Annotated in this window: 7 protein-coding genes; 3 read left to right on the top strand and 4 right to left on the bottom strand. The window is 49.8% G+C overall.

Features of this window, described 5'->3' with window-relative positions; all coding sequences use genetic code 11:
* Nucleotides 1-107: 107 nt before the first annotated feature.
* A complete protein-coding gene (locus ACO08I_RS00375; protein ID WP_421948122.1) occupies nt 108-998 on the bottom strand; it encodes an alpha/beta hydrolase in 891 nt (296 codons plus the stop codon).
* 175 nt (nt 999-1,173) lie between these two features.
* On the opposite strand from ACO08I_RS00375, the gene ACO08I_RS00380 reads away from it, so the two are divergent.
* Nucleotides 1,174-4,119 (top strand): CHAT domain-containing protein, encoded by a 2,946-nt coding sequence (locus tag ACO08I_RS00380; protein ID WP_421948123.1) that lies wholly within the window; start codon nt 1,174-1,176, stop codon nt 4,117-4,119.
* 6 nt (nt 4,120-4,125) lie between these two features.
* Here the strand turns inward: ACO08I_RS00380 and ACO08I_RS00385 are convergent, their stop codons facing one another.
* The 3 genes from ACO08I_RS00385 to ACO08I_RS00395 all read right to left on the bottom strand — a co-directional run bounded on the left by ACO08I_RS00385 (nt 4,126) and on the right by ACO08I_RS00395 (nt 7,199).
* Entirely contained in the window at nt 4,126-4,893 is a 768-nt protein-coding gene (locus tag ACO08I_RS00385; protein WP_282773752.1) for a tetratricopeptide repeat protein, read from the bottom strand.
* Nucleotides 4,894-4,895: 2 nt separating this feature from the next.
* On the bottom strand, nt 4,896-5,462 hold the full coding sequence (locus tag ACO08I_RS00390) for an RNA polymerase sigma factor (protein WP_052516280.1): 567 nt from the start codon (nt 5,460-5,462) through the stop codon (nt 4,896-4,898).
* Between the two features lie 66 nt (nt 5,463-5,528).
* On the bottom strand, nt 5,529-7,199 hold the full coding sequence (locus ACO08I_RS00395) for an ArnT family glycosyltransferase (RefSeq protein ID WP_044225707.1): 1,671 nt from the start codon (nt 7,197-7,199) through the stop codon (nt 5,529-5,531).
* A gap of 262 nt (nt 7,200-7,461) precedes the next feature.
* Between ACO08I_RS00395 and ACO08I_RS00400 the strand changes: the two genes are divergently transcribed.
* Nucleotides 7,462-10,248, top strand: coding sequence for a two-component regulator propeller domain-containing protein (locus ACO08I_RS00400; RefSeq protein ID WP_282773756.1), 2,787 nt, complete (start codon nt 7,462-7,464; stop codon nt 10,246-10,248).
* Nucleotides 10,249-10,537: 289 nt separating this feature from the next.
* Complete coding sequence (locus ACO08I_RS00405; protein WP_421948124.1) at nt 10,538-13,597, top strand: SusC/RagA family TonB-linked outer membrane protein; 3,060 nt, start codon at nt 10,538-10,540, stop codon at nt 13,595-13,597.
* Nucleotides 13,598-13,607: the final 10 nt, after the last annotated feature.

Here is a 13,607-nt window from a genome sequence, read left to right on the forward strand (position 1 = left end):
TGGGAGAGTGGGATGTTTTAACCGGACTGGGTAGTACCTGTTCTATCCTGTTTTTTACATTTCAGGGGGGGCGACATCAAAGCTGGTCTAGAACTCGCCGGATGGGTTTACGGCTTAGGGGGGGTGGGGTTTTGGGAAAGCCAGTTGGTGATGATTTGGCGGACCTGCTCATTTTGAAAAGGCCATGCTGCTATGCTCAGGTGAGTGCCTCGCTCAATCTGATGAAAGGCAATGTCATTTGAGCTGCCTTTAGCTTTCTGAACGAAGGCCCTGGCAGCTGCTACCGGGACCATACCGTCCTGATCACCGTGGATGATAAGCCCCCGCTGTTGGGGTTGAAGTGGCAGATGCGCGGCGGGGTTGGCTTTGGAAAACAAAGGGTCTTCCCGGGAGCCTGCCAGGTCACGGATAGCAAAACTTTTGGGCATTTGCTCCAGGTCGAGCGGGGCGCCAAGTGCAAAGAAACCGGCGATTGATCTGGCATTGGGCAGGGCTTCGCGGATTAAATTTGCATCAAGAGCCATCAAGGCGGACAAATGACCTCCGGCAGACATACCGCCGGCAATCGTAGCCTGTGGCGACCAGTCAGCATGTTTTTGGTCCAAATTGCGGAGCAGCGCCTTCAGGTCGGCAGCAATATGACTGTAGTTGTGTTGGGGGCAAGGGCGGTAGGAAGGAAGAATCACATGGTACCCCAAACCGGCAAGGATGTGGGCATGTACCCTGAAATAATCGGGTTTGCCCCATCTCCAGCTACCACCATGAAAATAAATAATCCATCTGGGAGGGTTCGCCGATGGCAGCTTCGGTTCGCAGTAAAGGTAGTACTGCCTTAGGTGCGGCCCATAGTTTATCCTTTTGAGTGTTGCTTTTGGCTGCCTGCTCCGCAATGCCTGATACCACAGCACCGGAAGCCGTGTGGCTTCGTGCCAAAGGGTGCCCCGTGGGGCCGTCACGTACAACAAGAAAATGGAAAGCAGCAGTAAGACGACAATCATAGAGAAAAAAAATTGCACACAGGATCACTGTCCTGCGTGCAACTCAACTATTTTAACTAAAACCTATTACGGGGACCTAACCAGGTTTCGTTTAAAATGTTTCCAAATTCCATTAGAATTTTTCTTTTTCTTCCCGAAACAAGTACTTTCAGGCTGGATTAATCAACGGGGGATTATGAATCTATGGAAACTAAATCCATGGGCTCTGGTAGTATGTTTTGGCATATCTGCCGGTCAAGCCCAGGAAGACACACCTGATGTGCTGGTTTGTGAAGCTGACGAACTTCGGGAAGCCGGAGCGTATGCCGATGCTTATATGGCCTATGAGCTGGCTTATCCTTGCTATGAGTCAGTATGCGATTATTACCATATGGCTTACGTGAAGACGTGGGCTAGTGAAATGTCCTACTATCTACCCTATCCTGATGAGGTACGTGATGCAGCCGTTTTCAAAGCTTATAGCATAATTGAAGAGCACCTGGCAGCGGTCAGGGACACGCTTTCGTACTATCCGCTGGCTTTGATGAATATGAGCCTCTATTTTGGGCATAAGAAGGACTATGAGCGCAAATTGTCCTTTTGTCATAAGGCAAAAGATGCTGCTCTGCTCATCAATGGCTACCGCAGCCATAATGCATCAACGGCTTATAACAACCTGGGTGTTGCTTATGGCGGGCGTGGCAACTGGAGCCAGGCACTGAATTTTCTGGATACCTCCCTGAGTATTTCACTGGAACTAGGCAGGCGGGCTGATATCTTTTATGCCAAAAACAACATAGCCCATATCTATGCTGAGCTGGGAGATTTCGAAAGGGCTATTCTCACGCAGGAGGAGGCAGTTGAAGCTGCCAATGAAGACCGAAACCTGGCTCGTGCCCTCAATAATCTTGGAGCACTTTATGTAGAAGTGGATGAATGGGAGACCGGTATCCTGCACCTGAAAAATGCACTGGCTATACGCCGCCGGTTAAGTGATACCCTGACGGATAATATCTTTTCTACCCAACTCAATCTGATCTGGGCTTACAGTGAGAGCGGGAAAGCCCGCCGTAGTGAAGCTTTACTGGATGAAGTTATTGACGAAGCCATTGCCCTTGCACCCTCATTTAGCAATTCGGCTTACCTGCAGATCGCCTACAACTATAAAGCCAGAAATGTATTGGAAGCCGGTCATGCAGCCGAGGCCCTAAACTGGGTAAGCAAAGCGGAGGAAGTTAGTTCCTGGAGTGCCGAATCCTGGGCAGGGACCAAGCTGGTTAAAGGCAAGATCCTTCAGGCGCTTGGGCGAACGGAAGATGCGCTTTGGGCGGTGCAGGAAGCTTATCGGGTGCTCGTGCCTGGTTATCAGCCTGCGGACTATACAGATATTCCAAACTGGCGCGCTATGGAGGCTATTGCCTATACACTCACGCTCTTCCCGTTACAGGCGGTATTGCTGGAGCAAAAAGCCAGCGAAATAGCGGATTTTGAGTTGCAGCAGGCCTCGCTGAAGACCTTGCAAGCGGCTGATTCAGCGGTGACCGCATCCCGGCTGTCATATCAGAGCCAGAAATCCAAGGAGCTTATGTCGGCCAATTCCAAAAGCCTGTACAATGCGCTCATTGGAATGCACTACCGCCTATACCAAAAGACGGGAGATAAGCTGCACATTAACCGGGCTTTCCTGTATATGGAAAAGAACAAGGCCCTGTCGGTAATGGAAAATCTGAATGCCATGGAAGCTGCCCGCTTTTATGATATTTCTGAACGGGTGGTTGAGGCAGAAAGGAGTTTTCGGGAGGATATCGCTTTTTACCAGTTGAATCTCAATACTCTGAGCAGTAGTTCATCCCCAGAACAAGTTGAGGCATGGAAGAGAGAGCTCGATCGGCTGACCCACGCTCAGGATAGCTTGTTTGATATCATCAGGGACCAATATCCGCGTTACTACAAAACCCGCATTGCGTTGGTTATGCCAGACCTGGAAACAGTCAGGCGTGATGTAGTGGATCCTGACGAGACGATGATAGAGTACTTTTATACGGATAGGGAATTGTATGTCCTGATTGCCGATACTGAAACCACCCACTTTCTTAAACTAAAGGCAGACGGCCTGGAAAAGGATATCCGGTTTCTGTACGATGCGCTTCGCAATAACGAAGATTGGGCAAGCGAAGCAAGCTACAAAGTTTATCAGCAGGTCTTTGAGCCTTTACAATCGTATATCAATGATGAAAAACTGGTTATAATTCCGGATGGTCCCCTGTTGTATATCCCGTTCGATCAATTTCTTATGAAGCCTCCCGGAGCTGAGCCTCATCAGTATCTGCTGGAGGCCTATCAAACAAGAAGGCTGTTGTCTGGAAGTGCGGCACTGCTGTACAAAGGTGTTCAGCAGGAGGTTGGGATACGCTATGGCGTTACTGCTATGGCTCCGCTGTTTGATGGAAGTGAAGGAAGTGTAAGGGCAGAAGATCAATTTGGGCCTTTGCCCGGAGCGCAAAAAGAAGTCAGTATGCTGGATCAGCTTTTCCAGGGAACTTTCTTGACAGGCATAGATGCCACCGAGGAATCATTTAAGCAAAAATGCGCTGAGTCTGGTATTTTGCATCTGGCTACCCATACGGCTATCAACGATCAGTTCCCAAATGCCACGCACCTGTTGCTCAAAGGGACCGGCAAAGAAGACGGCAAATTGAATATCTACGAAATTTACGGGCAGCATATTCCCGCGCAGCTTGGCTTTCTGAGTGGGTGCAATACGGGCTTTGGCACCATAAAGGCAGGGGAGGGAGCAATAAGCCTCGGGCACGCTTTTGCTTATGCGGGCTGTCCGAATACAGTGATGACCTTATGGCCCATCAAAGATGATTTGGTGCCCGACCTTGTCCAGGTGTTTTACGAAAAGCTTAGTGAAGGGCTGGGGAAGGCCGAAGCCCTGCGGGAAGCCAAAATTCACTGCCTGAAAAACGATGATCTGTTTGTTCACCCTTACTATTGGAGCAGCTTTATTTACAGCGGAGACCTGACTCCTGTACAGCTGTCTGCCTTTGTCTTTCAGGATTATCTGTGGATGTTGGTTGCAGGGCTGATGGCTGTCGGCTTGTTTGTTGGCATATGGTGTTACAGGAGGTGGCAGTAAGCCAGATTACGAACCTGGCTTAAGACCATAGTCGGATAATATTTCAGAAGCCTTTCTGCCGTAGCGGTCCTCCCGGTTGGCAAGAAACTGTAAAAGCGGCAGCGCCTTTTCATGCTGTTCCTGCCGGATATGAGCTAATGCCAGGTAAAAAGTAGCCGGCCGTTTGAACGCAGCTACTGGCGGGTTGTTCCGGGTGTCTTCGAAAATAGAAATGGCAGGTTTCAATTTGCCCTGGTCGAGTAGGGTAATCCCATAGAAAAAGCGGGCGGTGCGGTCCTGAGGGTCCGTTTGGCTGAGGTGAAGCTGGAATAGCCCTTCCGCTTTGGCATAATCTTCTTCCGTATAAGCTTGAATTGCCTGGGTTTTGATATCGCTGCTGGCGTTGCTTTGTGTTCGGGTGCCGCGTTTAATATCATCATCCACATAGCTGAGCGGCATAAAGTGGGTGTTGTACATTTCTGCTCCGGAAACAGAAGCGCCCTGAAAGAAGGCAAGGTAGCCTACACTTATGAGAATGGCAATGGTGGCAGCAGCGGTCATGACTAGCCGCAGGGAGACACTACGGGCACCACCTGAGTCCTGCAGCCCAAGCTGCTTCTCCATCCTTGAAAAAACAAGTTCAGGGTCCTCTTTTTGGTACCTTACGCCGCCTAAAGCAGCCTGAGAAAACGCATCGTAACGGGAAGGGTCAACATCTACTTTTCCGGTACGGTGAAAGCGCTTAAAATCTTCTTTGGTCAGGTTTTTTTTGCTCTTTGGCTGTTCCCTTTTCATGTTCACTTGGTTAACTGCAATCTGAGGTTTCGTTTCCCGTTTTGGAGGTGGCTCTTGACTTTGCTGAGTTCAAAGCCTTCTTCTTCGGCTATTTCTTCGTAGGACATGCCCTGAAAGTAAAATGCGACGATACATCGGTTTTGTTCTTCTTTCAATTCATCCACAGCTTTAGAAAGCTTTTCCAATTCCGGATTTCTATCATCAAGAGCTTCGAAAAGTGGAAATTCCATAAGCGCGGGGTCATTTTTTTCAGAAAGTTCCTCAAACCGGTTTTTCATTCGGCTTTTCAGTACTTTCAAGCTTTCTGTTTTGGTGACTTTCATGAGCCAGGCAGAGAAATTATCAATTTGATACCTGACAAGGTGATTCTTCAGGTTAGCCCAAACCTCCATAGCTGCATCCTCGGCATCCATCTGATTTTTCAAAATGCTTAGCGAAAAATAGTAGACCTTTGACATATAGCGCTTTATCAGGCAATTGAGTGCAGCTTCGTCTCTCCGTTGCTTGAAGAGCTCGATCAGGTTTTCATCCCCGAGTTTATTGTATTTGGGTCTTAAGAAGCGACTCATAGTTTGCCTTAGTAGTTGTCTTATCAAAAGTAGTGAAATAAAATCAAAACTTAGCGGAGCGATCTGTTAATCCGGTAGCCGCCGGAAAAAGACAAAACCATTTTTTTCTTCCAGTAATTCTAAATTAGGGTTATTGCGGTGTGCTTCTGCTTTATGTACTTTAGTTGCGATGTATACCGGCTTGCTTACCGGGCCATTGAGGAGCTCTTCCCGGCAGTCCTCATCCATAAAGCAGGCTTCTCCGCCCTGCTGAGGGCGGGTGTAGAATAAGTGTACGTATGATTTGTACCCTGTGACGAGATAGTGGGCATCTTCGGCAGCCCTTTCCTTGAAAAACTCCACGGCAGCACGTTGAGAATAGCCTTCTATACGTTTGATGAAGAAAATTAGCGTGAGCATGATAAAAATGCCCATGCCTCCAAAAAGCAGGGCAAAAGCGCGCTGACGGTTCTTTTTTATGAAGCGGCTAAACAGCAGCAGCAGCCCGAGCAGGAAAAGCCCCGGGATGACTTCCCAGCCGGTCCAATTGACCTCAGCCTGTAAGTTGCCCTGTGCAAATGGATCCTTAAATAAGGGCGACAGGACTTCCGCCTGCATACCTGCAAATGGAAGGGCTAGGGTTAGAAGGATATACAACCCCCCGATACTGTACAAGAACCCCTTTAGCCATGGCTTAAACGTTATTTCTCCGTTAATCATACCTTCGATGGTCAGTGCTGCCAGGTAGGTGAGCGGGAAATAACACATAGAGGAATAGTGCACGATCTTGGACTTCACGATAGTGAAGAGTATCAGGACGGTCCAGAATAGAAACTTCATCCAGCGGCGGAAGTCAACCTGAAAAACGTGCACTTCACCAGGGAGTTTGAAAAAAGCCCGAAGTGCAAAGATGGACGCCGGAAAGCAGCCTAACAGCAAAACTATAAAATGATAACCCGGGAAACCACGGTGCCCGGCATCCGGCGTACTAAATAAACGGTACTGGTACACATTGAATTCGATCATGAATTCCGGGCCGTTCTTCAGGGTCTCCAGCCCGAACCAAATCAGACTGACAAGCATAGCGGAAAGGGTGAAGAACAGAAATTGAGGCACATTCACATAAAAGCGGAAACGCTGATAAACCCAGTAGACCCCCATAGTCAGTACTGCTATCAGGTAGGCCACCGGGCCCTTAGTGAGCATGCCCATCCCGATCCAGAACCCCGCAAGGAAAAGATACCACCATGCATTCTTGCTCAGGAGCACCCCTTCAAAGCGGCTGCGTTTCCAGTAGGCCAGAATGAAGTAGTAAACGCCGAGGAAAATGAACAAATTGAACCAGGGGTCGATAATACCGGATTTGAAATATAAAAAAGGCAGGACGGACCCGAAGTAAGCGCCTGCCCAGATCAGGCCAAAGCGGGTACCCTTGAGCTTCTGGCCGATGCGGAACAACAGCGGTAGCGTGATCATCCCACAAACCGCATTTGGGAACCGTGCGGCAAATTCCCCAACCCCGAAAACAGCCATAGCTGCCGCCTGCAGCCAAAGGAAAAACGGCGGCTTCTGAAAAAACGGCTCAAAATTGACGTAAACCCGCGTGTATTCACGGGTGATCAGCATCTCCCGGCTGATTTCTGCAAAGTTCACCTCGTCCCAGTCAAAAAGATGTACTCCGCCCAGAAAGGGCAGGAAAAACAAGGCCCCAAGCAGGGCAAAACCTAATGCATAATTCCGGTTGGATGATGGCTCCACAGATTGAATTTTTCGGTTGAGGTAGTTGGGCTGTTGGGGTATGCGCAAATATAAGCTATAGCCTTGGCTTGGTGCGTACGGGATACCCAAAATCAGAATTTGCCGGGTAGACTGTCCGGGTGGTGGCCGGCTGCCCAGCTCCTGTTTTGGGCAATTTCAGCCGGTAATAAAACTTAGCTGACAAAAAACATCCCGATTTTCGGAATCGCAGATGGCCTGAAGTTCTTAACTTGTGCGACAAAATGGATTAAAACTCTCCAAAGTGCGACGACTGCTGCCCTTCCTTTTGCTATTGTACTATGCCTGGCTACCGGGGCAGGAACAGCCTCCTGTCGACGCATTTGAGCCGGATGTATACGATGCCGGCAACCAAAACTGGATGCTGAGCCAAAGTGAACGGCAATTCATCTATGTCGCTAATAATGAAGGGCTGCTGGAGTACAACGGCATGCAGTGGACCCTCTTCCCATCGCCCAACGAAACGATTATCCGGGCGGTGAAGGTGATAGAGGGTAAAGTTTATACCGGCTGTTATCAGGAGTTTGGCGTTTGGGCACCTAATGCACACGGAGGGTTGGAGTATCAGTCTCTTTCTCAGTCCGTAGCCGGTCAGATGGTCGCGGATGAACATTTCTGGAATATTCTGTCCCATGAAGGGCAATTGATTTTTCAGTCGCTTGACCAGCTCTTTATCTATGATCTGGAAACTGAAGCCATTGAGGTCTTCCGGCCAGCTGACGGCGTGGACAAGCTCTTTGAAGTTCGGCAGGATCTGATTTTCTCCGATGCCCGGGCGATGCTTTATCGTTTGGAAGGAGGAAAAGCTCTGCCGCTCCTGAAGTCTGCCCTGCCTTCCAGGATTATCTATGCCTGGGATACCCGGGAAGGCATCGGTGTGGTCACGGACCGGCATGGCAGGTGGCTGGTCCGTCCGGATGGTACTACTGAAAAACTACAGGACCCTCTCCGTATGCAGAATACCCGGGTGTACAGCGCACTTCGTCTGGAAAACGGGCAGCTTGCACTAGGCACTATTTCTAATGGCATTTTTATCCTGAACGCCTCCGGACAGGTGGCTTACCAAATTATTCAGACTGACGGCCTGACCAATAACACGGTGCTTTCGCTTTACGAAGATGCCTCCAACAACCTTTGGGCCGGCACCGATAATGGCATCAGTTGCGTGAACCTGAGCTCTCCCTTCCGAAAATACACTGACCAAAATGGGGTGTTAGGTACAGTATATACTGCGGTGGAGTACAATGGCCGGCTTTACTTTGGTACCAATCAGGGGTTGTTTACCCAGGTGCCAGGGCGTACCGAATTTGCGCTGGTGGAGGGTACTACCGGGCAGGTATGGTCATTGTTCCAATACGAAGGTACTTTGTTTTGCGGGCACGATCAGGGCACTTTCATCATCAATGGGCTTACATCGAAACAGGTGTTTGGGCAAAGCGGCACCTGGCAGTTTGTCCGTGTGCCAGGCAGGCCCGACCTCATTTTGCAGGGCAATTACTACGGGCTGTCTCTGCTTGAACAATCAGGGGGAGAGTGGTCATTTCGAAATAAAGTGGAAGGGTTTAATCTGTCCAGCCGGTTTATCGCGCTACCCAAAGAACAGGAGGCTTACATCAGCCACGAGTACAAAGGGGTCTTTGGCCTTATGCTGGATAAAGACTACCGTCAGGTGGTTGCCCGAATGGATTACCCGGAGCCTGTAAAAGGCAAGAATGCGGGCCTGGCGACTTTTGACGAAAAAGTATTTTACTATTCCCGGGAAGGGCTCTTTGCGCTGAAGGGGTTTGAAGCGGGGTTCGAACGCTACGAAGCTCTTAGTGAGGAACTCGCCGGCGAGGCTTTTGAATCCGGGAAGATGTCGGTTGATCCGGAAGGGCGCCTGTGGTTCTTCACAGACAATGCGCTCATCTACTACACCAAAGGGACCTTGTCTGAAGATTGGGAATTGCATTCTGTGCCGGTACAGGCCGACCTGATCAATGCCATGTCCGGCTATGAAAATATCACCTGGCTCAAACCCGACCATTACCTTATCGGTACTGCAGATGGCTATCTGGTCTTCAATTTTGAAGATTTGCCAGTGTTGGATCATCAGGTGTATATTACCCATGTGCTTAGCCATAAGGTCGACCGCATGGAACAGGCATTGCCGGTAAGTGGCAGCCCCACAGTGCCTTTTTCCTACAATAACCTCTCTTTTGAGTTTGCAGTGCCAACCTACAGCCGTTACTTTATACCAGAATTCCAGTATCGCTTGCTGGGGCTGTATGATTCCTGGAGTGAATGGTCGCATGACGCCACCTTATCGTTCCGCAACTTGCCTTTTGGCCACTATACACTTGAAATTCAGTCGCGTATAGGGCAGCAGCATAGCAGCAATGTTCTAACCTATGACTTCGTGATCAGCCGTCCCTGGTATTGGTCGGTAGGGGCGATGATCATTTACACGGTGCTCGGACTGCTACTGATTTACTTTACCCACAGGGCCTACACGAGGTACTATCAGAGGCAGAAAGAGGAATTACAAGCCGAAAGCCAACTACGTTTGGAGGCTCAGCAAAAACAAGCGGAACTGGAGCTGTTTCAGGTGCGCAATGAACAACTGCAAAAAGATATTGACAGTAAAAACAGGGAATTGGCTATTTCGACCATGAGCCTGGTCAAAAAGAATGAGCTGCTGCACCAAATCAAGAGCGCTCTGAAACAGGAAGGCTCCCCGGATGAAAACATCCGGCGGGTAGTCCGCACCATTGATAAAAACACTGATGAGGCTGAAACCTGGAATTTTTTCAAAGAAGCTTTCGAAAACGCGGACCAGGATTTCTTTAAGAAAGTACAGGACAAACACCCTAAGCTCACCCACAATGACCTTAAATTATGCGCTTACCTCCGGCTTAATCTATCTTCCAAGGAGATTGCCCCTCTACTCAATATCTCCGTGCGCAGTGTGGAAGTAAAGCGGTACAGGTTGCGTAAGAAGATGGCGCTGGAGCACGATGAAGGCTTGGTGGAATACATTCTTAGTATTTGAAACCGCTCCCGGAAAAGCCTTAATTTACCACAACACCACCTATACATAGGCCGCATCCGGGCAGTTTGGCAGGAGTGGTTTCGTTTTGTCAAACCGCCTTCAAATGTAGGGGATACAGTAGGATTCCAACTTTATAGAGCCTTTACTGCATTTAGGGAAAAAATTATTTGGTGTTGTATGCTTTTTGTTGTGGTCTCTTTTTTTTGCGCCACCTATACATGTCCTAGTTTTGATGAGAATCAATTAAGTCCTGCTCTGGCTTTGATACAGGGAGGAAAAAACTAGTGATATGAAACAAAATTGCCTAACCATTTTTCTGCTGTTGCTTGGTGGATTCCTGTACGCTCAGGAAGTCACCGTTAAGGGCACAGTACAGGATGCCGAATCAGGAGAGCCTTTGATCGGCGTGAACGTTTTAATGCTTGGTGGTGGTGACTCTGGTGGTGCTAAAGGCACTATCACCGATTTCAATGGGGATTTTGAACTGCAAAATGTACCGGTCGGTACGGTCTTGCAGTTCTCTTACACGGGCTTTCAGTCTCTCACCAAAACAGTAGAGGGGGACACGCCGATGATCATCGAGATGGGCACCAATGCCGAGGTGCTGGAAGAAGTCGTAGTCATTGGCTACGGTACCCAAAAGAAAAGAGATGTAACCGGGGCGGTTGCTATTGTCGATTCCAAAACCATCGACGAGCTGAAGCCTATTAAAATTGAGCAAGCCCTGCAAGGTACCACCCCTGGTGTGAATGTAACTCAGCAGTCCGGTTCGCCCGGTGCAGGCCTGGATATCCGTATCCGGGGGGTGTCTACCAACGGGCAGAACGCGCCACTGGTCATTATCGACGGCTATCAGGGTGATTTGAATACCCTGAACCCAAGTGATATTGAGTCCATTACAGTACTCAAAGATGCGCAGGCAGCGGTATACGGTACAATTGGTGCGAACGGCGTTATTTTGGTGACTACCAAGACCGGCCGTAAAAACAAGCCCCCTCAGCTGAGCTACAATACCTACTACGGTCTGCAGGAAACATCCCGTACACTGCCGCTGCTCAACGCTACAGAGTACGCTCTGCTGCTCAACGAATCCTATGCGGCTGGCGGGCAGGCTTTGCCTTATCCCAATGCAAGCGGGCTGGGCGCCGGCACCAACTGGCAGGATGAAGTTTTTGGTCAGGCGCCCATGATGAGCCATGATGTTACCGTTTCCGGTGGCTCAGACCGGGTGACCTACTCCCTTAGTGGTTCTCATCTGGAGCAAGAGGGCATAGTAGGTGGGAATAAGTCGAGTTTCCGGCGGAGTACGGCACGCCTTTCTCTTGGCATAGACCTGACTGAAAACCTTAAACTGACTACCAATGCCATTTATTCTTACGTAGACCGCGATGCCCTCAACGAGAATGGTCTCGGTGCAGTCTTGTTTAATGCTTTGAATGCACCGCCTACACAAGCTGTTTTCGATGATGCCGGCGATTTTACCCTTGTACCTAATACACCAGGTTTGGGTATTGAGGTTATTAACCCGCTGGCACAAATCGCCAATACCTTCAATGATTATGACCTGAATAAGCTCAACGGTCAGACCACCCTGGACTGGACAGTGCTGGAAGGCCTGAAACTTACCGGCCGGGTTGGTTTCAATACCAGTAACAGTGAGGGGCGGACTTTCAATAAGCTCATCAGTTATGGAGGTAAAGTGTTTGATGTTACACGGAGCAGTGTGAATCAAAACGCCATCAATGACAACAACTACTCGATTGATCTTTACGCTACTTACGAGCGGTCTTTCGGTAGTGCCCACAACCTGACCCTGACCGGTGGTTCCACCATCTTCAGGGAAATAGGCAACGGGCTGTTTGCAACGGGATTCGATGTTCCGAACAACGCGTGGAATTTTGCCGATATCGCACTGGCCCTGGGCACAAGCCCGGATGGAGGACGTGACGTGGGCTCTTACGCCTACGATGAGCGCCGCTTATCCTACTTCGGGCGTGCACAGTACGATTTTGATGGAAAATACCTGCTGAGTGCGATGCTCCGCCGGGATGCATCCACCAAATTTGGCCCGGAGAACCGGGTGGGGATTTTCCCATCCTTTACCGCAGGCTGGGTATTGTCTGACGAAGACTTTTTCAATCCGGTTGGCAAAGTTGACCTGGCTAAACTTCGCGTAAGCTACGGTATTCTGGGTAATGATCAGATCGTCAATAATGGCTACATCGGCACCCTGAGTGGCGAGGCAACTTACGTTTTCGACGGCGCGCTGGTTAACGGCACCGCGATTGGTGCTTTGCCCAACCCGGAACTACAGTGGGAGGAAGCTGAGAAGTTCAACGCCGGTATCGATCTGGCCCTCTTTGATTACAAGATTAATATCACAGCCGATTACTTCATCAACACCCGGGATAATCTGCTGATTTCCAATATTCCTGTTTCCGGTATTACTGGCACCTCCGCTCCCGGTGCTGCCTCTCCAACCGTCAATGCCGGTTCGGTGCGCAATCAGGGGCTGGAATTTTCCATTGGTTACCAGCAGCGGTACGACAATGAGCTAAAGGTGAACTTTAACTACAATTTTACCACCCTCCGCAACGAAGTGCTGGAAGTGAACAACGGGACCGGCTTTATCGAAGGTGGCGCCTTCGGCGTTGGCCAGTTGGCCCCATCCCGTATGGAAGTTGGACAGCCGATTGGCTACTTCTTCGGTTATCAGACGGATGGCATCTTCCAAAATGCAGCAGAGGTGGAAGCTCATCCTTCCCAGATTGCGTTGGGTGCAGAGGCACAGCCGGGTGACCTTCGCTTTGTGGATATCAATGGGGACGGCGTGATCGATGCCGATGACCGTACCAACCTGGGTGACCCGATCCCCGATTTTACCATGGGCCTCAACCTGGGCTTTGAATACAAGCGGCTGGATTGTCGGGTGTATGTGTTCTCTTCCATCGGCAACGATATGGTCCGCAATTACGAGCGGGCGCTGTCTGATGTGAACCGCCTGGACTACTATCTGGACCGCTGGACCGGGGAGGGCACAAGCACAGAGGTGCCACGTGTGACAACTGCCGCGACTTCCAACCTGGTCTTCTCTGACTTCTTTGTGGAAGATGCTTCATTTGTGCGCTTGCAGAATGTACAGTTGGGCTACACCATGCCACTTTCCTTCCTGCGCAATGACTTGTCTACGCTGCGCCTTTACGTCAGTGCGAACAACCTGCTGACGCTCACGCAGTACCGCGGCTTTGACCCCGCAGCCTCATCCGGTGCACCGATTGGCGGCGGTATCGACTACGGATTTTACCCCATTCCCCGCATCTTCATGTTCGGGGCAAACCTTAACCTGTAAAATCGACCAA

The sequence above is a fragment of the Phaeodactylibacter xiamenensis genome, from assembly GCF_965229835.1.
Lineage (GTDB): Bacteria > Bacteroidota > Bacteroidia > Chitinophagales > Saprospiraceae > Phaeodactylibacter > Phaeodactylibacter xiamenensis.

Bases quoted from the DNA above. Each gene is read 5' to 3' on its own strand.
- ACO08I_RS00375 (WP_421948122.1), bottom strand. From the start codon at position 998: ATGATTGTCGTCTTACTGCTGCTTTCCATTTTCTTGTTGTACGTGACG.
- ACO08I_RS00380 (WP_421948123.1), top strand. From the start codon at position 1,174: ATGAATCTATGGAAACTAAATCCATGGGCTCTGGTAGTATGTTTTGGC.
- ACO08I_RS00385 (WP_282773752.1), bottom strand. From the start codon at position 4,893: ATGAAAAGGGAACAGCCAAAGAGCAAAAAAAACCTGACCAAAGAAGAT.
- ACO08I_RS00390 (WP_052516280.1), bottom strand. From the start codon at position 5,462: ATGAGTCGCTTCTTAAGACCCAAATACAATAAACTCGGGGATGAAAAC.
- ACO08I_RS00405 (WP_421948124.1), top strand. From the start codon at position 10,538: ATGAAACAAAATTGCCTAACCATTTTTCTGCTGTTGCTTGGTGGATTC.